At 67.1% G+C, this 23042-nt stretch carries 19 protein-coding genes; 15 read left to right on the plus strand and 4 right to left on the minus strand.

Translation table 11 applies throughout. The features are described 5' to 3' along the window. Window position 1: 1 nt before the first annotated feature. A complete protein-coding gene (gene erpA, locus QO015_RS00185) occupies window positions 2-352 on the minus strand; it encodes an iron-sulfur cluster insertion protein ErpA (protein ID WP_266282259.1) in 351 nt (116 codons plus the stop codon). 96 nt (window positions 353-448) lie between these two features. Here erpA and QO015_RS00190 point away from each other — a divergent pair, with 96 nt between their 5' ends. From QO015_RS00190 to QO015_RS00245, 12 genes are all read left to right on the plus strand, one after another. Then, window positions 449-1660, plus strand: coding sequence for a deoxyguanosinetriphosphate triphosphohydrolase (locus QO015_RS00190; protein WP_266282257.1), 1212 nt, complete (start codon window positions 449-451; stop codon window positions 1658-1660). Window positions 1661-1705: 45 nt separating this feature from the next. Next, window positions 1706-3451: an arginine--tRNA ligase gene (argS, locus tag QO015_RS00195; RefSeq protein ID WP_266282255.1), complete on the plus strand. Its 1746-nt coding sequence runs from the start codon at window positions 1706-1708 to the stop codon at window positions 3449-3451. Between the two features lie 65 nt (window positions 3452-3516). Then, on the plus strand, window positions 3517-5163 hold the full coding sequence (locus tag QO015_RS00200) for an SPOR domain-containing protein (RefSeq protein ID WP_266282254.1): 1647 nt from the start codon (window positions 3517-3519) through the stop codon (window positions 5161-5163). A 135-nt stretch (window positions 5164-5298) separates the two neighbouring features. Beyond that, on the plus strand, window positions 5299-6357 hold the full coding sequence (gene nagZ / locus QO015_RS00205; protein WP_266282253.1) for a beta-N-acetylhexosaminidase: 1059 nt from the start codon (window positions 5299-5301) through the stop codon (window positions 6355-6357). A 10-nt stretch (window positions 6358-6367) separates the two neighbouring features. Next, window positions 6368-7186, plus strand: a complete 819-nt coding sequence (locus QO015_RS00210; protein ID WP_266282252.1) for a segregation and condensation protein A — start codon at window positions 6368-6370, stop codon at window positions 7184-7186. After that, window positions 7179-7853, plus strand: a complete 675-nt coding sequence (gene scpB, locus QO015_RS00215) for an SMC-Scp complex subunit ScpB (RefSeq protein ID WP_266282250.1) — start codon at window positions 7179-7181, stop codon at window positions 7851-7853. Before QO015_RS00210 ends, scpB begins: the two co-directional genes overlap by 8 nt. A gap of 57 nt (window positions 7854-7910) precedes the next feature. After that, window positions 7911-9029 (plus strand): ABC transporter ATP-binding protein, encoded by a 1119-nt coding sequence (locus QO015_RS00220; protein ID WP_266282248.1) that lies wholly within the window; start codon window positions 7911-7913, stop codon window positions 9027-9029. A 100-nt stretch (window positions 9030-9129) separates the two neighbouring features. Further along, window positions 9130-9360 carry a twin-arginine translocase TatA/TatE family subunit gene (locus QO015_RS00225; protein WP_266282247.1) on the plus strand — a complete coding sequence of 77 codons (231 nt, stop codon included), beginning with the start codon at window positions 9130-9132 and terminating at the stop codon, window positions 9358-9360. 81 nt (window positions 9361-9441) lie between these two features. Next, entirely contained in the window at window positions 9442-10362 is a 921-nt protein-coding gene (tatB, locus tag QO015_RS00230; RefSeq protein ID WP_266282246.1) for a Sec-independent protein translocase protein TatB, read from the plus strand. Further along, the gene (gene tatC, locus QO015_RS00235; RefSeq protein WP_266282245.1) at window positions 10359-11189 is read left to right on the plus strand and encodes a twin-arginine translocase subunit TatC; all 831 of its coding nucleotides are present in this window, start codon (window positions 10359-10361) and stop codon (window positions 11187-11189) included. The genes tatB and tatC overlap by 4 nt, the downstream gene beginning before the upstream one ends. Window positions 11190-11319: 130 nt before the next feature. Further along, entirely contained in the window at window positions 11320-13575 is a 2256-nt protein-coding gene (gene parC, locus QO015_RS00240) for a DNA topoisomerase IV subunit A (protein ID WP_266282244.1), read from the plus strand. Further along, window positions 13576-15756 (plus strand): alginate lyase family protein, encoded by a 2181-nt coding sequence (locus tag QO015_RS00245; protein WP_266282242.1) that lies wholly within the window; start codon window positions 13576-13578, stop codon window positions 15754-15756. 8 nt (window positions 15757-15764) lie between these two features. On the opposite strand, the gene QO015_RS00250 is transcribed toward QO015_RS00245, so the two are convergent. Beyond that, complete coding sequence (locus tag QO015_RS00250; RefSeq protein ID WP_266282241.1) at window positions 15765-16517, minus strand: arginyltransferase; 753 nt, start codon at window positions 16515-16517, stop codon at window positions 15765-15767. A gap of 80 nt (window positions 16518-16597) precedes the next feature. Further along, window positions 16598-17098 (minus strand): RDD family protein, encoded by a 501-nt coding sequence (locus tag QO015_RS00255; protein WP_266282240.1) that lies wholly within the window; start codon window positions 17096-17098, stop codon window positions 16598-16600. 176 nt (window positions 17099-17274) lie between these two features. Between QO015_RS00255 and QO015_RS00260 the strand changes: the two genes are divergently transcribed. The 3 genes from QO015_RS00260 to QO015_RS00270 all read left to right on the plus strand — a co-directional run bounded on the left by QO015_RS00260 (window position 17275) and on the right by QO015_RS00270 (window position 21768). Then, a complete protein-coding gene (locus QO015_RS00260; RefSeq protein ID WP_266282239.1) occupies window positions 17275-18252 on the plus strand; it encodes a glycosyltransferase family 2 protein in 978 nt (325 codons plus the stop codon). 11 nt (window positions 18253-18263) lie between these two features. After that, window positions 18264-19949 carry a hypothetical protein gene (locus QO015_RS00265; RefSeq protein ID WP_266282238.1) on the plus strand — a complete coding sequence of 562 codons (1686 nt, stop codon included), beginning with the start codon at window positions 18264-18266 and terminating at the stop codon, window positions 19947-19949. Between the two features lie 148 nt (window positions 19950-20097). Then, the gene (locus QO015_RS00270) at window positions 20098-21768 is read left to right on the plus strand and encodes a hypothetical protein (RefSeq protein ID WP_266282237.1); all 1671 of its coding nucleotides are present in this window, start codon (window positions 20098-20100) and stop codon (window positions 21766-21768) included. A gap of 24 nt (window positions 21769-21792) precedes the next feature. On the opposite strand, the gene QO015_RS00275 is transcribed toward QO015_RS00270, so the two are convergent. Then, window positions 21793-23037 carry a threonine ammonia-lyase gene (locus tag QO015_RS00275; protein ID WP_266282236.1) on the minus strand — a complete coding sequence of 415 codons (1245 nt, stop codon included), beginning with the start codon at window positions 23035-23037 and terminating at the stop codon, window positions 21793-21795. Window positions 23038-23042: the final 5 nt, after the last annotated feature.

Genomic DNA, 23042 nt, shown 5'->3' on the forward strand with positions numbered 1-23042 from the left:
GTCAGATCGCGAAGGACGTGCCGCAGCCGCAGGACGAGGTCGCCAGCGGATTGCGGATCTGGAAGCTCTGGCCGATCAGGTCGTCGGCGAAATCGATCACCGAGCCTTCCATGTAGGGGATCGACACCTGGTCGATCAGCACGGTGGCGCCGCCACGCTCGATGACGAGATCGTCGTCGTTGCGCGTCTTGTCGAGGTCGAAGCCGTACTGGAAGCCGGAGCAGCCGCCGCCCGAGACGCTGATGCGCAGCGCCGTGCCTTCGCTCTCCTTCGCAAGGATGCGCGCGATGCGCTTCACCGCGCTGTCGGACAGGGTGATGCCGCTGGTGTCGGTCATGGTTTCGGTCGTCATGGTCATGTTCCATTGCCGGCCTATCACCGGCTGGCGGTTCACGATAGTTAGGAACGCGATTTTTCGTGTCAATCGCATCCGGGCGCGGAGGATGGCGTGCAGGGCGAATTCGGCGGCCTGATCGGTTTCGGCTCTGCGGGCCGGGCCGCCTATGCGATCGATCCGGCGGCGAGCCGCGGGCGGCTGCATCCCGAGCCGGCGAGCCCGACGCGCACTCCGTTCCAGCGTGACCGCGACCGCATCATCCATTCGACCGCCTTCCGCCGCCTCAACAACAAGACGCAGGTCTTCCTCTATGACGAGGGCGACCACTATCGGACGCGCCTCACCCACACGATCGAGGTGGCGCAGATCGCGCGGGCGCTGGCGCGGGCCCTGCGGCTCGACGAGGACCTCGCCGAAGCGGTGGCGCTCTCGCACGATCTCGGCCACACGCCGTTCGGGCATGCCGGCGAGCGGGCGCTCGACCGTGCGATGGCGCCCTATGGCGGCTTCGATCACAATGCGCAGAGCCTGCGCGTCGTCACGCGGCTCGAGCGGCGCTATCCCGATTTCGACGGGCTCAACCTTTCCTGGGAGACGCTCGAAGGCCTCGTGAAGCATAATGGGCCACTGATGGCGCCGGACGGCGATCCGGCCGACTTGCCGGCGGCGATCCGTGCCTATTCCGCGGAGCAGGACCTCGCGCTTTCGACCTTCGCCTCGGCAGAGGCCCAGGCCGCGGCGATCGCCGACGACATCGCCTATGACGCCCACGACATCGACGACGGCCTCCGCGCCGGCTTGCTCGATGTGCGCGGCCTCGCGGAGGTGCCGTTCCTCGCCGGCATCATGGACGAGGTGGCACGCCTCCATCCCGGCGTGAGCGGACCGCGCCTCGTCAACGAGATCGTCCGTCGCGTCATCACGCGCATGATCGAGGATGTGATCCAGCAATCCCTCGCGACGATTGCCGCGGCCGATCCGCGCTCGGCCGACGAGGTGCGCCATCTCGGTCGCCAGACGGTGGGGTTCTCGCCGTCTCTCGCGGAGGCTGATCGCGCGGTGAAGGCCTATCTCAAGCGCCATGTCTATCGGCACGAGCGGGTCATGAGCGTCATGCGCGCCGCCGAGCGGCTCGTCGAGCGACTGTTCGAACGCTATTTCGAGGATCCGGCCGCCCTTCCGGACGAGTGGCAGCCGCGAGCGGAGGATGCCGAGCCCGCCCGCCGCGCCCGGCGGATCGCTGATTTTCTCGCCGGCATGACCGACCGTTATGCGCTGCGCGAACACAAGCGCCTGTTTGACGCTTGGCCCGATTTGGGATAGGCGCCACCATCCTTTTCGAGCGCCCATCCGAAAGCGACCGCGATCATGAACATTTTCCGCGATTTCACCGCGCGCGTCACCTCGGCCGTCGAGGTCGTCCTCGCCGCCGGCGGCCATGCGGGCACGGATCTTTCGCGCATCGTGGTCGAGCCGCCGCGTGACGCGGCCCATGGCGATCTCGCCACCAACGCCGCCATGGTGCTCGCCAAGCCGCTCGGCATGAAGCCGCGCGACCTCGCCGAGGCCGTCGCCGGCCGGTTGCGCGACGACGAGGACGTCGCCGGCGCGGACGTGGCGGGGCCGGGCTTCATCAACATCACGCTGTCGGCCGCCTATCGCGCCCGCGCGCTCAAGGCGCTGATCGAGGCCGGCGCCGGCTATGGCCGCTCGACGATCGGCGGCGGGCGGCCGGTCAATGTGGAATATGTCTCTGCCAATCCGACCGGACCCATGCATGTCGGCCATTGCCGCGGCGCGGTGGTCGGGGATGCGCTCGCCAACCTGCTCGGGGCGGCCGGCTTCGCGGTCACCAAGGAATACTACATCAATGACGCCGGCGGTCAGGTGGACGTGCTCGCGCGGTCCGCGTTCCTGCGCTATCGCGAGGCCCTCGGCGAGGATATCGGCGCGATCCCGGAGGGGCTCTATCCCGGCGACTATCTGAAGCCGGTCGGCGCGGCGCTCGCGGAACGGTTCGGCGCTGCGCTCCTGTCGCAGAGCGAGGCCGAATGGCTGCCGGTCGTGCGCAAGACGGCGATCGATATGATGATGGCGATGATCCGCGACGATCTCGCCCTGCTCAACGTCCATCACGACGTGTTCTTCTCGGAGGCGTCGCTCGGAGACCGGATTCCGTCGACCATCGATGACCTCACGGCGCGCGGCTTCGTCTATCGCGGCACGCTGCCGCCGCCGAAGGGCCAACTTCCCGAGGACTGGGAGGACCGCGAACAACTGCTCTTCCGCGCCACCGATGTCGGCGATGACATCGACCGGCCTCTCATGAAGTCGGACGGGAGCTACACCTATTTCGCCGGCGACGTCGCCTATATGAAGGACAAGGTCGACCGCGGCTTCGAGCGGCTGATCTATGTTCTCGGCGCCGACCATGGCGGTTATGTGAAGCGTTTGCAGGCGCTTGGCCGGGCTCTCTCAGGCGGAAGCGTGAGCGTCGAGGTGCTGCTCTGCCAGCTCGTGAAGCTGTTCCGGGCCGGCGAGCCGGTGCGCATGTCCAAGCGCTCGGGCGACTTCGTGACGCTGCGCGACGTCGTCGAGGAGGTCGGGCGCGACGCGGTGCGCTTCATGATGCTCTATCGCAAGAGCGACGCGCCGCTCGATTTCGACTTCCAGAAGGTGACCGAGCAGTCGAAGGACAATCCGGTCTTCTATGTCCAGTACGGACATGCCCGTGCCGCCTCGATCCTTCGCAACGCGGCAATCGAGATGCCGGGAATCAACCTTTCGGCGGAAAGCCTTGCCGGCGCTGATCTTTCATTGCTCGACGACAGCGGCGAGCAGGGGCTCCAGCGGCGGCTCGCGGAGTATCCCCGCATCATCGAGGGCGCGGCGGAAGCACATGAGCCGCATCGCATCGCCTTCTATCTCTACGAACTCGCAGCCGAGTTCCACCAGCAGTGGAACCGGGGCAAGGATATGCCGCAATTACGCTTTATTAACCCTGAGCAGCCAGCATCGACCTTGGCTCGGCTTGCCCTTGTTCACGCCATAAAGCTGGTGCTGTCATCCGGTCTCGATGTGCTCGGCGTGAGCGCGCCCGAAGAGATGCGCTGACCGCTGCATCTACGGGCATGATGATAAGCCCGTTTTCCTGATGGACGGGCGGAGAATGGAGCGCGATGGCAGATCGCTTCGACAAGTCCCTGGCGCGCCGTCCCGCGGCTGATCCCCAGCCGCGCCGCGACGAGGCGACGCTTCCTGACGATGATCCGCTGGTCGAACTGGCCCGGATCGTGTCCGGCAACGAGAGCTTCGACGAGATTCTCGGGTCGCGTTACCGGCCGCAGGCCGAACCGCCCCGCGCCGCGGCACAGCCGCGTGCTTCCCAGCAGCGCGACTTCTCGTTCGATCTGGAGGCCGAGCTGCTGAACGATCTGCATTCCTCGTTCGACCCTTCGGCCCGGCCGGCCGAGGCTCCGGCGCGGTCGGCAGCCCCGGTGACCCCCCGCGGCACGGAGCCGCCTCGGGCGGCAGCGCAGCCGCGCCCCCAGGACCCGATGGCCCCGCCGATCCGTGCGGCATCGCCGGTAGCGCCTCCCCGCGCCTCCGCGCCCGTGGAAGCGGGCGAACCCTATGTGGCATCGCCCGATTTCGGTCGTGGCCGCGTTCCGCCCGAAGTCGCACGCCGCCCCGCGGCGCCCGTGCAGCCGCCTGTCGCGGCGGAACGCCGGGATGTCGACGACGACTTCGACGAGGATTATCTCGAGGACGACGAGTTCGAGCCCTATGACGACGATGACGCCGGCTATGCGGACCAGGGCGGCTACGTGGACGAGAAGCCACGCCGCTCGCGGAAGCTGCTGATCACGGCGGGCATCGTTGGTGCGGTCGTGATAGTGGGCGGCATCGGCGCCTTCGCGCTGATGGGGCGCAGCGGCGGCGGCACGAGCGGAACGCCGCAGATCATCGCTGCGGACGAGGGGCCGACCAAGGTCGAACCGGAAGTCCAGCCCCAGGCGGCGCAGCAGGACACGCAGCAGAACAAGCTGATCTACGATCGCGCCGATCCCAATCAGGGCTCGCCCGACCAGCTCGCGCCTCCCGATACGAGCGCGGCCACCGACACCGCACAGACCAACGAGAGCGAGGCCAGCCGCGAGATCTCGCGGATCATCCTCCCCGGTGGCCCCGGCGACCAGTCGACGGCACCCGCGGTGCCGGGCACCGAGGACGCGACCGACGATTCCGGGCCGCGCAAGGTCCGTACCGTCGTCGTGAAGCCGGACGGCACCATTGTCTCCAGCGAGGCGGCGCCGCGCGGAGCGAGCGACGCCGCTCCGACAGCGACCGCCACTGTGCCGGACAATGCGCCTCTGCCGGCGAGCGATGCGCCGCCCTCGATGGCCGCCAACGACGTGGCGCCCGCCGGGTCGAGCGACACGGCTCCGGTCGCCTCGGCGAAGGACAACTCGCAGCTCCAGCCGCCAGCGGCGCCGCAGCCGGCCGAGACGGCGGTCGCCGCCGCCCCGACGGTCGCTCCGGAGCCTCCGGCCGCAGCGTCGGCGCCGCCGGTAACCGGTGGGTTCGTGGTCCAGGTCACGTCGCAGCGCAGCGAGCAGGCGGCGGCCGCCGCCTTCAAGAATCTGCAGAACAAGTTCCCGAGCGTGCTCGGCGGCCGGACGCCCGACATCGCCAAGGCCGATCTCGGCGCCAAGGGCGTCTATTATCGGGCGCGCGTCGGCCCTATGGCGACCCGCGACGAGGCCGTCAGGTTCTGCGAGCAGCTTAGGGCTGCCGGCGGCGACTGCATCGTCCAGAAGAACTGACGAACTGCTTCCTGTGCGCCGCGAGGCGCACAGGGCTCGGCGGGGTTGCGCTCGCCCGCCGAAGCGGCAAACGCTTCTCATGGACCGTCGGCGCGGCCGAATCAGAGCGCCGCCGGAACCAGGAGCGCGCGCACCATGACCTCTCGCATGACGGCCAAGGCTGGGACGGCAAAGGCCTTCATCTCCGGCTGCGCCGGGGCGACCCTCACCGCAGACGAGACCGCATTCTTCCGCGACGAGCGGCCCTGGGGGCTGATCCTCTTCAAGCGCAATATCGGCACGGCCGAGCAGGTCTGCGACCTCGTCGCGAGCTTCCGCGAGGCCCTCGACGATCCGGACCGGCCGGTCCTGATCGATCAGGAGGGCGGCCGCGTGCAGCGCATCGTACCGCCGAACTGGCCTGGCCGGCCGGCTGCGCGCCATGCGGGGCGTCTCTTCGCCGAGGACGAGGCGGCGGGACGGCGGATGGCCTGGCTGCAGGCACGGCTGATCGCGGCGGATCTCGCCGATCTCGGCATCACCATCGATTGCCTTCCCGTGCTCGACGTCGCGACGAGCGAAACGCATCAGGCGATCGGCGACCGCTCCTATGGTCATGACCCCGACATGGTCGCCGTGCTCGGCGCGGCGACGGCTGAAGGATTGATGGCCGGCGGGGTCCTGCCGGTGATGAAGCACATGCCCGGACATGGCCGCGCCGTGGTCGACAGCCATCATCAGCTGCCTGCCGTCTCGGCGTCGCTTGCCACGCTCATGAAGACCGATTTCGCCCCCTTCCGCGCGCTGTCCGGCCTGCCGATGGGCATGACCGCGCATATCGTCTTCGAGGCGATCGACCCCGGACGGCCTGCGACGGTCTCCGAGGCCGTGATCGGCGGCGTCATTCGCGAGAAGATCGGCTTCGATGGCCTCCTGATGAGCGACGATCTCTCCATGAAGGCGCTCGGCGGCGAACCCGGCGACCGGGCCCGGGCCGTGATCGGCGCGGGATGCGATATCGTCCTCCACTGCAACGGTCTGATGGACGAGATGCGCGGCGTCGCCGCCGCCGTCCCCGAACTCGCCGGCCGCTCCGCCGAGCGCGCGACCGCTGCGCTGGCATCGCGGGTTTCGGCGCATCCTCTGGACCGGGAGGGCGCCGAGGCCGAGTTCGCGATCCTCGCCGAGCGGGCCGGTTGGCCCCCTTCGGCCTGAAGGGACGGCGATGGCCGAGCCGGCACGCGACACGCTAAAGGCTGCCGAGGACTGGGAACGGCCGGATTGGCGCCCCGCTGAGGAGAGCCCTCCGCTGACGGTCGATGTCGATGGCTTCGAGGGGCCGCTCGACCTCCTTTTGACGCTCGCACGAACGCAGAAGGTAGACCTCGCGCGCATCTCGATACTCGCCCTTGCCGATCAGTATCTCGCCTATATCGAGGAACTGCGGAAGCTGCGGCTCGAACTCGCGGCCGACTATCTCGTGATGGCCGCCTGGCTGGCCTATCTCAAATCGCGGCTGCTGCTTCCGGAGCCGCAATCGGGAGAGGAGCCGAGCGGCGCCGAACTGGCGCAGGCTCTCGCCTTCCGCCTGCAGCGGCTGGAGGCGATGCGCGACGCCGCGGCGCGGCTCGTCAACCGCGACCGCCTCGGGCGCGACGTGCATGCGCGCGGCGCTCCGGAAGCGGTCGAGATTTCCCGGCGAACCCGCTGGAATGCCACGCTTTACGACCTTCTGACCGCCTATGCTTCGCAGCGCCAGCGCCAGATGGTGTCGATCGTCCATGTGCGTCGGCGCCAGGTGTGGTCGCTGGCGGAGGGGCGCGAGCTCCTGGAGCGGCTCATCGGCGATATCGCCGAGTGGACGCCAATGGAGGTCTTCCTCTCGCCCTATCTCGCCAATGCCGAGACGAGGACAAGCGTCCGGGCGAGTGCCTTCGCGGCGGCGCTGGAACTCGTGCGCGAGAACAAGCTGACGTTGCGCCAGGAAGGGAGCTTCGCGCCGATCCTTCTGCGCGACGCGGGCGCCGGAGACGACGATGGTTGAACCGGTCTCGATCACCTCGCTTGCGCCCGAGGCGCGGCGGATGGCGCTCCGCATGGCGGAGGCGATTCTCTTCGCCAGCGCCGAGCCGCTGTCGGCGGCCGAGATCGGCGAGCGGCTTCCCGACGGCAGCGATGTGAAGGCGTTGCTGCGCGAGTTGCAGCTCGCCTATTCAGGCCGCGGGGTCAATCTCGTCGAGGTGGCAGGCAAGTGGATGTTCCGCACAGCTGGCGATCTCGCCTTCCTCCTGCAGAGCGAGGCCGAGGAACCGAAGAAGCTGTCGCGGGCGGCGCTCGAGACGATGGCGATCATCGCCTACCACCAGCCTGTGACCCGCGCCGAGATCGAGGAGATCCGCGGCGTCACGACGTCGAAGGGGACGCTCGACGTGCTCCTCGACACAGGCTGGGTGCGCATGCGCGGCCGCCGCCGCGTTCCCGGCCGGCCGATCACCTATGGCACGACCGAGGCTTTCCTCGTCCATTTCGGCCTCGAGGCGGTCGGCGACCTGCCGGGCCTCGAGGAACTTCGCGGCGCGGGTTTGCTCGACGGACGTATCCCGCCCGGCTTCACGGTTCCGGAACCGCGGGATTCGGCGGCGCTGACCGAGGACGAGGACCCTCTCGATCCCGCCGACCTGCTCCCCTCGGGACTCGGCGAGGACGGCTGAGCCGCTTCGCCCCGCAAAACGGTCGACCGGCGCCACGCTTCGGGATAAACGGCTCCCATGAGCACGACAACGAGCACGACGACGCAAACGCTCGAACGGACGGCCTGGGGACGGCGCGGCACGGCCGGCGTTGCCATCGCTTCCCGCCTCGGCTTCGAGGGCATCACGCATCACTATGGCGGCGAGGCCTCGCTGCGCGGCATCGACCTCGAGGTTGAGCCCGGCGAGGTTGTGAGCCTGCTTGGGCGCTCCGGCTGCGGCAAGACGACCCTTCTGCGCGTGACCGCCGGGCTCGAGACGCCGACAGGCGGTCGATTGACGGTCAACGGCCGGGAAATCGCAGGACCCAAGGTCCAGATGCCGCCGGAAAAGCGCGGCATCGGCCTCATGTTCCAGGACTATGCGCTCTTCCCGCACATGACGATCCTCAGGAACGTAATCTACGGTCTCGCGTCGTTGCCCCGTGCCGAGGCGGAACGGCAGGGCCATCTGGCGCTGGCGCGGGTCGGCCTGGACGGCTTCGCCGCCTCCTATCCCCATGAACTTTCGGGCGGCGAGCAGCAGCGCGTGGCGCTCGCCCGCGCCATCGCGCCGCGACCGGGCGTCCTTCTCATGGACGAGCCGTTTTCGGGCCTCGACAAGCGTCTGCGCGATCATGTGCGCGACGAGACGCTCGCCATCATCCGCGAGACGCGCGCGACCTGCATCATCGTTACCCATGACCCCGAGGAGGCGATGCGAATGAGCGACCGCATCGCGCTGATGCGCGCGGGTCGCCTGCTGCAGGTCGGCACGGCGCGCGATCTCTACGAGCGGCCCGTCGATCTCTACGCCGCCCGATTCTTCTCGGAAATGAACGAGTTCGACGGCGTCGTCCGCGATGGACGCGTCGAGACGCCGGCCGGAAGCGTCGCGGCGCGCGGCCGCGCGGACGGCACCGAAGTGACGGTCGGCATCCGTCCGCAGGGCGTTCGGCCGGGCGCCGAAGGCGTTCCCGGACGGGTGGTTGGCCACCGTTTCCTGGGCGAGGTCGATCTCTATGACGTGGCCGTCGGCGGCAGCGAGACGCCGGTCAAGGTTCGCAGCCGCGGCCCGCTGCCCTTCAAGCCGGGCGACACGGTTTTCCTGTCGCTCGAGGAGCGCGACGTTCTCGTGTTTGATAAGGCCTCACAATAGCCCTACATGCGGGTTAGCGCTCGGGTCATGTTGCGGCGGGCAAACGTGTCTGCGATAGTCCAGACCGGCCGCGCCGCAGGAGGCGCATCGGAGAGGTTACATGGGTTCGTTTAGCATCTGGCACTGGCTGATCGTGCTGGTGATCGTGCTGCTGCTGTTCGGCAAGGGCAAGATTTCCGACGTCATGGGCGATGTCGCCAAGGGCGTGAAGAGCTTCAAGAAGGGTCTCTCCGACGAGGACGAGACGGCTTCGCGTCCGGGGAGCAGCATCGATCACAAGTCGGCCGAGGTGGTGACGCCGACGACCGACGAGAAGACGCGCACCAGCTAACCTCCGCGGAGGTCGCATCCATGCGGGAGCCGCCACGTCGTTGACGGGCGCCTTCCGCCGTGTCGGCAGGCTTGGCAATCGATGTTCGATATTGGCTGGAGCGAGATCCTCGTGATCGCCGTCGTGGCGATCGTGGTCGTCGGTCCCAAGGATCTCCCGCCGATGCTTCGCGCGGCGGGGCGCATGATGGCGAAGGTGCGCCGTACGGCAGGCGAGTTCCAGTCGCAGTTCAACGAGGCCCTGCGCGAGGCCGAACTGGACGGAGTCAAGGACTCGATCAACGAGCTTCGCGGCCTCAACCCACTCAACGAGATCAAGAAGAGCCTCGATCCGGTTACGGCGGCACTCGCCAAGCCGGAGCCGGCGGCGCGACCTGCGCCTGAGCCGGTTCCCCCGCCTGCCACCCAGCTCGCGCAGCCGATGTCGGACGATGACCTGATGCCGGCTCCAGATCCGATGCCCGTCGACCGCGCTCCGATTCCGGCTGCGCCCAAGACGGCGGTCGCGCCGGAGATCGCTGCGGTTGGGCCGGAGACCACGGCAGTCGCGGCGGGTGCCACGGCAACGGCGCCGGGGACCTCTGAGTCCGAGAAGCCTGCCGAGGCGCCGAAACCGGCTCGCAAGCGGGCGTCGCCGAAAGTTGTCGCCGACGTCGTGGACGCTGAGGCAGCCGCTCCGAAGCCGCGCGCGAGCCGGGCGAAGAAGCCCGCTGGCGATGCCGTGAGCCTCGCGGATGCGCCCAGCGAAACGACGCCTGCGCCGCGGAAGGCTGCGACGCCGCGTGCCCGCAAGACGATGACGGACGGGGCTGCAGCAATAGCTGCTCCGGCAACTGTCTCGTCGACGCCCGACCCTGCCGCGCCTGAATTGCCGCTGACGACCGCCGCGCTGGCGCCGGCCCTTCCGCAGGCGGTCGAGCCGCCCCGCCCGATCTCCACGGAGCCCGCTGCGGCCGAGCCGGTCCCCACCGCTCTTCCGCCGGCCGAAGAGCGTAGCCGATGACCGAGAAGTCGACACCGGAAGACGAGATCGAAGCGAGCCGCATGCCGCTGATCGATCATCTGATCGAGCTGCGGCAACGGCTCATCTGGGCGATCGGCGCGATCCTCGTCGCCTTCCTGGTCTGCTTCTATTTCGCCGGGACGATCTACAACATCCTCGTCATCCCTTATGAGTGGGCGGTGGGTCCGGCGCAGGACGTGAAGCTCATCTACACGGCGCCGCAGGAATATTTCCTGACCCAGATGAAGCTGGCGCTGTTCGGCGCCGTGTTCATCGCCTTCCCGGTCATCGCCATCCAGATCTACAAGTTCGCGGCGCCCGGCCTCTACAAGCACGAGCGGCACGCCTTCATTCCCTATCTCATCGCGACGCCGGTTCTGTTCTGCATCGGCGCGGCGCTGGTCTATTTCCTGATCCTGCCGCTGGCGCTCCACTTCTTCCTGTCGTTCCAGCAGACGGGCGGAGAAGGCAAGGCGTCGATCGAGGCGCTGTTCAAGGTCAACGAGTATCTCGGCCTGATCATGACGCTGATCCTGGCCTTCGGGACGGTGTTCCAGCTTCCGGTCGTCCTGACGCTGCTCGGGCGCGCCGGCATCGTCACCAGCGAGATGCTGAAGACGAAGCGCCGCTACGCGATCGTCATCGCCTTCGTGATCGCGGCCGTGCTCACGCCGCCGGACATGATCAGCCAGATCTCGCTCGCCGTTCCCGCGATCCTTCTCTACGAGCTGTCGATCGTCTCGGTGCGCATGGTCGAGAAGCAGAGGCGCGAGGCTGCCGCCAAGGAGGCAGCCAAGGAAGCCGCAGAGGAGGCCGCGGAGGGTTGACCGCTTTAGCGGCTGCCCCCTGTCGGCGCGCAAGGTCCGCAGACGTCGAGACACCTTAAGGTTGATCCGACGATTGGCGGAGGCCTGCCTGCCTTGAATTGGTGGCCTTTGCGGGGTAGTCGGGCAGGTCATGGGTAAAGCGCTGATTCCGCCCGGCGGCGGCGACATCGAGGGCATCAATCTGCGAGAGGCGCTCGAGCAGCGCTACCTCGCCTATGCGCTCTCGACCATCATGCACCGCGCGCTGCCGGATGCGCGGGACGGTCTGAAGCCCGTTCATCGCCGCATCCTCTATGCAATGCGGCAGCTGCGGCTCGATCCCGACGCCGGATTCAAGAAGTCCGCCCGCGTCGTCGGCGACGTCATTGGTAAATATCATCCGCATGGCGACCAGTCCGTCTATGACGCACTGGTGCGACTCGCCCAGGACTTTGCGGTCCGCTTCCCGCTGGTCGACGGACAGGGCAATTTCGGCAATGTCGACGGCGATAGCGCCGCGGCGATGCGCTATACCGAAACGCGGATGACCGAGGTCGCCGCCCTCCTGCTGGAGGGTATTGACGAGAACGCCGTCGATTTCCGCGAAACCTATGACGGCGAGGACCGCGAGCCTGTCGTCCTGCCGGGCAACTTTCCCAATCTCCTCGCCAACGGGTCCTCCGGGATCGCGGTCGGCATGGCGACGTCGATCCCGCCTCACAACGTGGCCGAGCTCTGCGATGCCGCGCTGGCGCTGATCGAGAAGCCCGATGCTGGCATCGAGGAGCTTCTCCAGCATGTGAAGGGCCCGGATTTCCCGACTGGCGGCATCATCGTCGACGGGCCGGCTTCGATCGCCGACGCCTACCGGACCGGCCGCGGCGGCTTCCGCGTGCGCGCCCGCTGGCATATCGAGGACCAGGGCCGCGGCACCTATCTCATCGTCGTCACGGAGATTCCTTATCAGGTGCAGAAGTCGCGCCTGATCGAGAAGCTGGCCGAACTGGTTCAGAACAAGCGCGTGCCGCTGCTCGTCGATGTGCGCGACGAATCCGCCGAGGACATCCGCGTCGTCCTCGAGCCGCGTGCCCGGACGGTCGACGCGGCGCTGCTGATGGAATCGCTGTTCAAGCTCAGCGACCTCGAGAGCCGCATCTCGCTCAACATGAATGTCCTGTCGAAGGGCATCGTGCCGAAGGTCATGAGCCTTTCGGAGGTGCTGCGCGAGTGGCTGGACCACCGCCGCGAGGTGCTGCTGCGGCGCTCCGCCTTCCGCGCCGATCAGATCCGCAAGCGCCTCGAGGTGCTCGGCGGCTATATCATCGCCTTCCTCAATCTCGACGAGGTGATCCGGATCATCCGCGAGGAGGACGAGCCGAAGGTCGAGCTGATGCGCACCTTCGAGCTGACGGACGTGCAGGCCGAGGCAATCCTCAACATGCGACTGCGCTCGCTGCGCAAGCTCGAGGAGATGGAACTGCGCCGCGAGCACGCGGGTCTGACGAAGGAGCTTGCGGATATCGAGGCGCTGATGGCGTCCGAGCGCAAGCAGTGGAAGACCATTGCCTGGCAGATCGGCGAAATCCGCAAGACCTTCGGTCCCGAGACGCCGCTCGGCAAGCGGCGCACGACCTTCGCCGACGCGCCTGTCCACGATGTCGAGGATATCCAGCAGGCGATGATCGAGCGCGAGCCGATCACGGTCGTCGTTTCGGAAAAAGGCTGGATCCGGGCGCTCAAGGGCCATGTCGCCGATCTTTCGACGCTGACCTTCAAGACCGACGACGCCCTTCGCTTCGCGCTGCATGCCGAGACGACGGACAAGATCCTCGTCTTCTCGACCGGCGGCCGCTTCTACACGCTCGGCGCCGACAAGCTTCCGGGCGGTCGCGGCCATGGCGAGCCGATCCGCCTGATGGTCGACATGGACAACGAGCAGGACATCGTCGCCGTCTTTGTTCACAAGCCCGGCCGCAAGCTGCTCGTCGCCTCGACGGAAGGCTACGGTTTCGTCGTTGCCGAGACGGAGGTTGTCGCCAATACCCGCAAGGGCAAGCAGGTGCTGAATGTCGAGGGGACGGTCGAGGCCGGCTTCTGCGTCGATGCCAGCGGCGACATGGTCGCGATCATCGGCCGCAACCGCAAGTTCCTCGCCTTCCCGATGGAGCAGATTCCGGAGATGGGACGCGGCAAGGGCGTCCGGCTGCAGCGCTATCGCGACGGCGGACCCTCGGATATCCGCAGCTTCTCGCGCGAGAAGGGCCTGACCTGGCAGGATTCCTCGGGACGCTCCTACACGCGCAGCATGGAGGAGCTGAAGGATTTCATCGCCGATCGCGGCCAGGCAGGCCGCCTGCCGCCGGACCGCTTCCCGAAGACCAACAGCTTCGGAACGCCGGCTCTCTGAATGAGCGCGACCTCAGACGACAGGGTGCGACCGCAGCGGCCCGGGCGGGACGGCCGCATCGGCAGCCTGCTGCGTATGGCGCTGTCGGAAGGCGGCATCCGTCTCGGCCTTCGCCATCCGCCGCGCTTCGCGCTCTATCGCATCCTCGGCAACGACCTGCCGCCGCGCCACAGCGCGGGGCAGACGCTGACCAATGTCCGGTTCATTCTCGATCATGAGCCGGAGTTCGCGAACTGCACCAAGCACTGGGTGCTGAACCGGATCACCGATCCCGCCGTCGAGGCCGATCTCGTCGCGCTGCTCACCGAGCGCGGGCAGGATTTCTTCCGCATCCCCTTCGAGCCGGATGCCTATGCGGGCTGCGGCTGGGATGTCGGCGCGCTTCGCGACGAGGATTTTCTCGCCGCGCTCGGTGAGGACGAGGGCGAGCACAACTGGCGCATCGCCTACCGCCTGCGGCTCGCCAAGAATCTCTATGCCATGAACAACAACGGCGCCCGCAACGCCGCGCTCGATCGTGGCCGGGCGATCGCCGACGTGGTGCTGCCCTTCGACGGGAACATCTTCCTCACCGAGGACGTGTTCGCCGAGCTGGCACAGGCGGTCCGGCGCGATCCGCGGCTGCGCTATCTGGTCGTCCCCATGGTCCGGATCGGCGATCAGCCCGAGCGGCTCCTCGGCGAAGGAATCCCGCACGACGCGACGGAGGAGCCGCAGATCGGGCTGCACAGACTGGCGCTCGGCCGGTTCGACGATCGCCTCGGCTACGGTCTGAGGCCGAAGGTCGATCTGCTGACCCGCCTCAAGGTCGACCATCCGGCCGTGATGGGACCGATCGACCGCTGGGATCTGGACGAGATCGCCGCGCCCGCCGACGCGTCGCGGCATCTGGTCGTCGGCCGCGTCGCTCGCCTTCCCTCCGGAACAGCCGGACTTGAGGTCGGGGAGGGCGCGCGCGTTGACCGCTGGCGCGCCCGCAATGCAGGCATCATCGACAAGCTCGACGGCCTCGACCGGGCGCTGATCGCTGCGCGCCACAGCGAGGGACCGATCCTCTTCGACGCGGAAGCGATCGAGCGCGTCGCGGCGGGAGAACCGGGAACCGTTGCAGGGGCTCTCAAGGCTGCCATCGTGGCGGCGGCCGAGGCCGCGATGGTCGCCGGCACCATGTCCGTTCTGGACAAGACCGCCATCGCGCAGAGCGGCGATCCGCACGACTACCACTCGCGGGCACCCTATTCCTGGCCCGATCCGGCCAAGACGGACGGAAGACCCTATCTCTACCGCGACGGCGAGCGCGTCGCGGAGGCGCAGTCCGGCCATCCGGCGATCGAGGCTTTCGATCGCGATCGCCTCCGCCACATGTTCGCGGGCACCGTCAGCGCCGCGCTCGCCGGCGCGGTGACGGGACTGCCGCTCTATTCCGACTTCGCGGCTGCTTTCGTCCGGCGCTGGTTCCTCGACCCGGCGACCGCGATGAACCCGCATTTCGCCTATGCGCAGGTGCGGCCCGGGCATGACGGTGACCGGGGGCAGGGGGCGGGGCTCATCGAATGGCGTCGCGTCGGCGCGCTGCTGGATGCCATTCGACTGCTCGCAGCCTCGGGCCATCTTTCAGCCGGCGAGATCGCAGCGCTGCGGACCTGGTTCGGTGCCTTTGCCGACTGGATGCGATCGAGCCCGCAGGGGCGGGAGGCGCGCGTCTCGCGCAACAATATCGGCACCTATTATGATACCGAGATGCTCGCGATATCGCTGTTTATCGGCGATTTCGACGAGACCGTCCGATGCTTTCGCCGTCTTTCGGTCCGCGCGAATGCGCAGTTCGCCCGTGATGGCGCACAGCCGCTTGAGGAACGGCGGACGCTGCCGCTTCACTACACCGCCTTCAACCTGCTCGGCTGGGCCGAAGCGGAAGCAATCGCCCGCCGGCTCGGGCTCGAAGCGCAGCTGGCCTGCGAAGATCGGCGACGGGCAGCGGTCGATGGCGCGGTCGCGGGCATGGCGTTGGCCGATGCCAAGGTCGACCCGAATCTGCTCAGAATCCTGGCGGTGCTGAGGGCGGTCGATCGCTGGGAAACGCTGGCTGAGCGGGCGAGCATCCTCATCGCCACGGACGATTTCCTGCCGTTCTGGGCGCTGATCGATCCCCGAATCCTCGGTGCTGCCGAGGGCGAATAGGGCTTGTTTCAGGCCGGCGGCGCGGCCTCCCATCCCTGCGCGCCGAGATGCTCCTGCGGCTGGTAGCGGGCCTTGTAGGCCATCTTGCGCGAGCCGGCGACCCAATAGCCGAGATAGACGTAAGGCAGGCCCATCTTCCGGGCGCGGGCGATGTGGTCGAGGATCATGAAGCTGCCGAGCGACCGCTCGGCATAGCTCGGCTCGTAGAACGAATAGACCATCGACAGGCCGTCGGAGAGGATGTCGGTCAGCGCCGTGCCGATCAGCGCGCCGTCGCCGCGGCCGGTCAGGGCGCTGTCCGGGCCGCGGAACCGATACTCCACCAGCATCGTCTCGACATGGGTGTCCTCGACCATCATCGCGTAGTCGAGCATGGTCATGTCGGCCATGCCGCCCTCGGAGTGGCGCGCGTCGAGATAGTCGCGAAAGAGCGAATACTGCTCCGAGGTCGGGGCCGGCTCGACGCGGCTGCCGACGAGGTCGCGATTGCGCTCGACCACCCGGCGGAAGCCGCGGCCGGGGACGAAGCGATCGACGGGGACACGCACCGACACGCAGGCCTTGCAGCTTTCGCAGGCCGGGCGATAGGCGATGTTCTGGCTGCGCCGGAAGCCGCCCTGGGTGAGGATTTCGTTGAGCGCCGAAGCCCGGGCACCGACGAGATGCGTGAATACCTTTCGCTCCATCTGCCCATGCAGATAGGGGCAGGGCGAGGGCGCCGTCAGGAAGAACTGGGGCGTTTCTGTCTGGTGATGCGTCATCAGCCGCCATGCCGGGCAATGGGCCCATCGCGCCGACGATAATACGCCGGCACGATCTCCCGGAAGAGCAAATCAGAAGGTCAGCGGCCGGTCGCCTGGAGAGGCGCGCGGTTGAGGACGACGGCGCCGATCAGCATGTCGTGCAGAAGGCGCTTGCGGTTGGAAAAGAGGGCGATCAACAGGATGAACGGCGTCAGCAGCGAGATCGACGCCCAGTAGAGGATGACATGGATCCCGGCGAGTATCGGCCCGATCCGGCTGCCGTCGGAGGCGCGAATCGTAAGCCCCATCAGGCGCATGCCGGGCGTCGCCGCCTTCGGCCCGCCAAGCGTCAGCGCCACATACAGCACGCCGACGATGGCGAAGAGCGGCAGCGCGAAAAGGAACCAGCCGACGCCGAACGTGACGAGTCCGAGGGCGACCACCACCAGGGCGGCGATGACATCGAAAACACCGATCAGCACCACGTCGACGATGAACGCAAGCATCCGCCGCCCGAGAACGCCCGCATAAAGTTCGGGCTCGCGCGCCGGATCATAGAATTCGCCGGCTACATAGAAGTCCGGCTCAGAAATCGCCATCGTCAACTACTCCCGTCTACTACCGCAGCTTGCATCGTATCATCCACTGATGCTAGATCGCCCGATGGTCCGAGACCACCGAAGTTTAACGTCGCGGCCGTCCACCACACACGCCAAAGCGCAATCCCGGCCGCGTTGTCGGGGTCGTTTCGACAAGCCACGAATGATGCTCCCGTATGGTCTCCATCACAGCCGCAGCCCAACCGCGCCTCTCGATCGTCGCCCCCGCCTATAACGAGGAGGGGTGCTTGGAGGCCTTCCATCAGCGGGCCTCCGATGCCGCCCGCGCCGTTGCCGGCGACAGTTTCGAAATCATCATCATCGACGACGGTTCCCGCGACCGTACCTTCGCGATGGCACGCGACCTCGCCGACCGCGATCCCCATGTGGTGGCGGTGAAGCTGTCGCGCAACTTCGGTCATCAGCTGGCGCTGTGCGCCGGCCTCACGATCTGCCGCGGCGACTATATCCTCGTGATCGACGCCGACCTGCAGGACCCGCCGGAACTCGCCTCCGAGATGTTCCGCGTCATGGAGGCGGAGCGCGCCGACGTCGTCTATGGCCAGCGCCGCACCCGCGCGGGCGAAACCGCCTTCAAGCTCGGCAGCGCCAAGCTGTTCTATCGCGTGCTGCGGCGTCTCGCCGATGTCGACATTCCCGCCGACACGGGTGACTTCCGCCTGATGACGCGCCGGGTCTGCGACATCCTCAATGCCATGCCGGAGCGGTATCGCTTCACGCGCGGTCTCGTCTCCTGGGTCGGCTTCCGCCAGGTGCCGGTCGCCTATGATCGCGCGGCGCGCCATGCCGGCACGACCGGATACCCGCTGAAGAAGATGATCCGCTTCGCCGTCGACGCGGTCACCAGCTTCTCGATCCTGCCGCTCCGCGTCGCGAGCTTCACGGGAATTGCGACGGCGCTGGTCTCGTTCCTTGCCATTCTCTGGTCGCTGGTCGCCTGGATGCTCGGCCACACCGTCGCCGGATGGGCGAGCCTCCTTTCGGCGATCTTCCTCGTGGGCGGCATCCAGCTGTTCGTGCTCGGTATCATCGGCGAATATCTCGGCCGCCTCTATCTCGAGACCAAGCGCCGCCCGCTCTTCATCATCGATGAGGTCCGGCGGGCAGGGGTGTCGACGGATTCCGAGACGTAGCGGGGGATGACATGACATCCGAAATCTCGGACGCGGGACGCCGCGCCGTTCCCAATCGCCTCGAAAGGCTGGCGTCAGCTTTGCCCTATGTTGCGATCTTTGTCGTGACCTTCGTCGCCAACATCTCCTTCAGCTTTCGAGAGGGCCGGCTTGCGACCGTTCCGTACTATGACGACGTGTCGTATCTTGCCGACGCCTTCGATCGGCTGACTTTCGGAGCCGGCGACGGGCTCTCCGCGCTCGTCGACTCCTTCTGGAGTAACCCGCCGCATGCGCCAACCTCCACGCTGACGGCGATGCTGGGTTTCTGGATCTTCGGACCTGAGCCCGTCTCTGCCTATCTTGCCAATGCCTGGGGGCTCGCCCTCTACATCGCGGTGGCGACCTATGTAAGCCGGCCACTCGGGGCGCAGATTCCGCGCATTCTCTTCGTGGCGATCCTCGCTTTCGTGCCCGTCTCCCATGTGATGGTCACGGAGTTCCGGCCCGACATGGTGGCTGGCCTACTCTTCGGCGTTGCGCTGATGGCTACCTGCGCCGCCGACTTCCGGATTATGGACTTTAGGGCGAAGCTGGTCCTGGTGGCAATCGCGATCGCGGCGACCGTGGCCAAGCCGAGCGGCATCATCGTCGCGATCCCAGGGATCGGGATCGCTTTCGTTATCAGCGTCGTCGCGCAGGGGCTGTTTTCCTCCGCAGACAGGTCGCGGCTGGTTCGTGGCGCGCTGACCAGTCTCGGGCTGTATGTTGTTGCCCTGGTTCCCTTCGCGATCCTGCTCGGAGCGCCGACGGTCGGCTATATCGAGCAGGTGCTCTTCTCGAATGCGGACATCTGGACGACGCCGGGCGACCGCTGGTTCCACTGGACTTATCACTCGTTCGGGGAGGGCGCCACAAAGGCGCTCGGTCCGTTTGGACCTCTGGCCTTCGTCCTAGTCGCGTCCGACCTCGTAGTCTATGCGCGCATCCGATCCTACCGCCAACGGAAGATCCTCCCGCTGTATGCGACTCTGGCGATCGTCTATTGCGCCATGTCGATGTCCAACGAGAAGACGATCTTTCAGGGAAGCTACTTCTATCTTCCCCTTCTGCTCGCTGGGGCAAACGCCTTCGTGCGCATGTCGGTCGAAGGCAGGAAACGCTGGCCGGATGGAGCGCCCTCCGCAATCAGGGGGGTACTAGGCGTCGGCCTAACGCTCTCCGTGCTGTTGCTCCCGCTGGTCGGGGCCTACACGCCCCGATATCGCGATCAGAACGAGTCCGCAGTGCTGATGCCCAAGGTGGCCAATGCGCTTTTTGCTCTGAACAGGAACGAGTGGTCGACGAGCTCGGCTTGTCGGGACAGGCTGATGTCGGTGCTTGTCACTAGCCTCGATCCCTTCCCGGCGGTCGCGATCCGATACGCTGTCGCGCGCGGGGGGCTCAGAATGGATACTCTCAATGCCTATTTTCCCCGCAGCTTGGACGAAGCACTGACGGCGGTCGACGACGCCGATGTCGTCTTGACGGTCGATCCGGTCGAGGCGAGACATGCCAACACCTTCATCCGGATATCGACAATGATTCCCGACATCTTCCGGCACTTGAGCGATAAACAGGGCACGCGAAAGGTTCAGATCGGTACCTACTACGGCTCGCCTTACTGGCTCTTCATCAATTGGAATTGCGCCCAAGAGGGGGCAGCGAAGCACGATTGAAGGCGGCCTTCCCGTCCGCGTCGCCTCAGGCTCACGATTCGCGGCGATATGCTGCATCGCAGCGCCGATCGGAGCCACCTAGGGTCGGCGCCAGCAACGGCCTCCGAAGCTACCATCACAATGAGGACTGCCAGCTCTGACGGCGAGATTGCGAGACCACGCTGAGACCGCGGCGTATGAGGGGCCCTCCCTGGTTCGCGCGAGCCTGCGCAGTCTTCCCTTCGCCGCCATATTCGCGGTCGTCTTCCTCGCCAATCTCGCTTACAGCCAGCGCACCGGCCGGTTCGCAAGCGAGCCGACCTATGACGACGTCATCTACCTGGCCGATGCCTATATCCGGCTCGCTTTCGCGCCGGGCAACGGGCTCTTCTCCGTCGTCGCATCCTTTTGGCATTTGGCCCCGCATGCGATCGTCAGCACGCTCACGGCCATGGCGGGCTACTGGGCCTTCGGGCCGAGTGATGTCTCGCCTTATCTGGCCAATGGCTGGGTGCTGGCGCTTTATTTCGTGGTCATCACCTATCTGACCCGGCCGCTCGGTTCGCTGTTCGACAGGGTCCTCCTTGTCGCGACGCTCGCCTTCGTTCCGGTCGCGCATGCGATGGTGACGGAGTTTCGGCCCGACATGGCCGCCGGGCTGGTCTTCGCCCTGGCGCTATGGGCGATCTGCACCATCGATTTCAGGCAGGTGACGGTCCGGCGGCGTGTCGGCATCGTCGCGCTCGCCGCCTTCGCCACCATCATGAAGCCGAGCGCCGTGGTGCTGACGATTCCGGCGCTCGGTTTCGCGGTGCTCGCGACGCTCGTGGCGCAGGGCGCACTGGTGCGGGAGGACCGGCTGAAAGTCATCGGGAGCGCGTTGATCAGCGTGGCGCTCTATGCCGCGATGCTCCTGCCCTTCGCGATCCTGCTGGCGGGCGAGACCGTCAGCTACATCTACGACGTGCTGATCACCGATGCCGACATATGGACGACCCCCGGGGATCGCTGGTTCCACCTCAACTACCACCTGTTCGGCCCCGGCGGCCACCAGGCCCTCGGTCATTTCCGGCGCGTCGGCCTCTGGGTGCTCGTCATCGATCTGCTCGTCTATGTGCGCTTCCCCGCCTATCGGAAGCGCGGCGTGCTGCCCTATACGGCCACCCTCGTCGTCGTCTTCGTCGCGATGTCCGTGTCCCGCGAGAAGACCGTCTTCCAGGGCAGCTTCTTCTATCTGCCATTCCTGCTGGCGGCGGTGGCGGCCTTCGTGCGGCTCGTCTCGGCCGCGCTCGCGCTTCGGCCCGAGCTTGCGCGGACGAGCCTCAGAGCCGCGCTCGCGATCGTGCTCGCCGTCGAGATCGTGGCGTTGCCGCTCGGCGGCGCCTATTTTCCGCGCGCGGACGAGGGCTCGGAGGCGAATCGGCTCCTTCCGAAGGTGAAAGACGCCATCGTCGCGCTCCGGCGCGACGAATGGCTCGGCAGCCCCAGCTGTTCGGCGAGGGCTATGAGTCTCTCCGTGACCAACTACGATCCGCTGACTCCGGAGACCGTGCAACTGTCGCTCGCCAAGGCCGGCATCCAGCTCTCGACCGACTACAATTTTCTGGCACGCAGCCTCGACGAGGCGATGGCGACCATCGACCTCGCCGATCTCGTGCTCATGGTCGATCCCGGCGCGAGCCAGAGAAACACCTGGACGCCCATCTCCGCCTTCGTGCCCGAGATCTTCGATCGGCTCAGCAACCAGCCTGGCGTCAGGCGGATCGAGGTCGGCACCTACCGGCAAAAGCCTTATTGGCTATTCGTCAAGCCGCATTGCGAGCCTGTCAGCTCGCCATAGCGCGCGTGGGCCATCGCCACGGGCCTACGGCGCCGCGAGGCGGTCGACGCGGTAGTGGCGCGCCTCGAGCGCCCGCTCGATCTCGTCGGTATGCGCCGGCCCATGCGTCTCGATGGTGACGTCGACGATCGCGCCCTTGGCCGGCACCGAGAGCAGCGTGCGGTTGTGGTGCACTTCGAGGATGTTGCCGCCGCAGGCGCCGATGGTCGCCGCGATGTCGCCGAGCACGCCTGGCCGGTCGGGAATGGTGAGGCGCACGGCGACGATCTTGCCGGCGCGGGCGAGCTCGCGGACCATGATCGAGGCGGCGAGGCGCGGGTCGATATTGCCGCCGCAGAGCACGAGCCCGATGCGCTTGCCGGCAAAGCGCTCCGGATAGGCGAGGAGCGCGGCGAGCCCGGCCGCGCCCGCGCCCTCGGCCATGGTCTTCTGCAGCGTGAGATAGGCGTTCACCGCGCGTTCGATGGCGCTTTCCGGCACGAGCAGGACGTCATCGACGAACTGCCGGGCGATGGCGAGCGTGAGCCGCCCGACATTCTTGACGGCGATGCCTTCGGCGAGCGAGTTGCCGCCGCATTCCTGCGAAGTCCCGTCGAGTGCCGCCCGCATCGAAGGGTAGAGCTCGGTCTCGACGCCGATGACCTCGAGCCGCGGCGACAGCGCCTTGGCGGCGATCGCCATGCCGCCGATGAGCCCGCCGCCGCCGACCGGCACGACCAGGCAGTCCAGCGGGATGCCGCTCTCGATCATCTCAAGCGCGACCGTGCCCTGGCCCGCGATGACATGGCGATCGTCATAGGGATGCACCCAGACTGCGCCCGTCGTCTCGGCGATCCGCGCGGCGACGGCCTGCGACTCGGCGAGCGTCTCGCCCTCGACCACGACGCGGGCGCCGAAGGAGCGGGTCGCCTCGATCTTCACGAAGGGGGTCGTGGCCGGCATCACGATGGTCGCCGGAATGCCGAGTCGCGCGGCGTGATAGGCGACCGCCTGGGCGTGGTTGCCGGCCGACATGGCGACGACGCCGGCCCGCCGCTCGTCGTCATCGAGCGAAAGGAGCTTTACCAGCGCGCCGCGCTCCTTGAAGGCGGAGGTGACCTGGAGATTCTCGTATTTGACGAAGACCTCGGCGCCGGTGAGCTGGCCGAGCCGGGGCGCCGGGAGGAACGGTGTCCTGAGCACGCTGCCCTCGATGGCGCGGGCGGCGTCGCGGATGTCGTCGATGGTGGGAATGGCGACGGCGTCGGCCGTCTCTGCTGGCGCATGCATGACTG

This window comes from Kaistia geumhonensis (genome assembly GCF_030815145.1).
GTDB classification, from domain to species: domain Bacteria; phylum Pseudomonadota; class Alphaproteobacteria; order Rhizobiales; family Kaistiaceae; genus Kaistia; species Kaistia geumhonensis.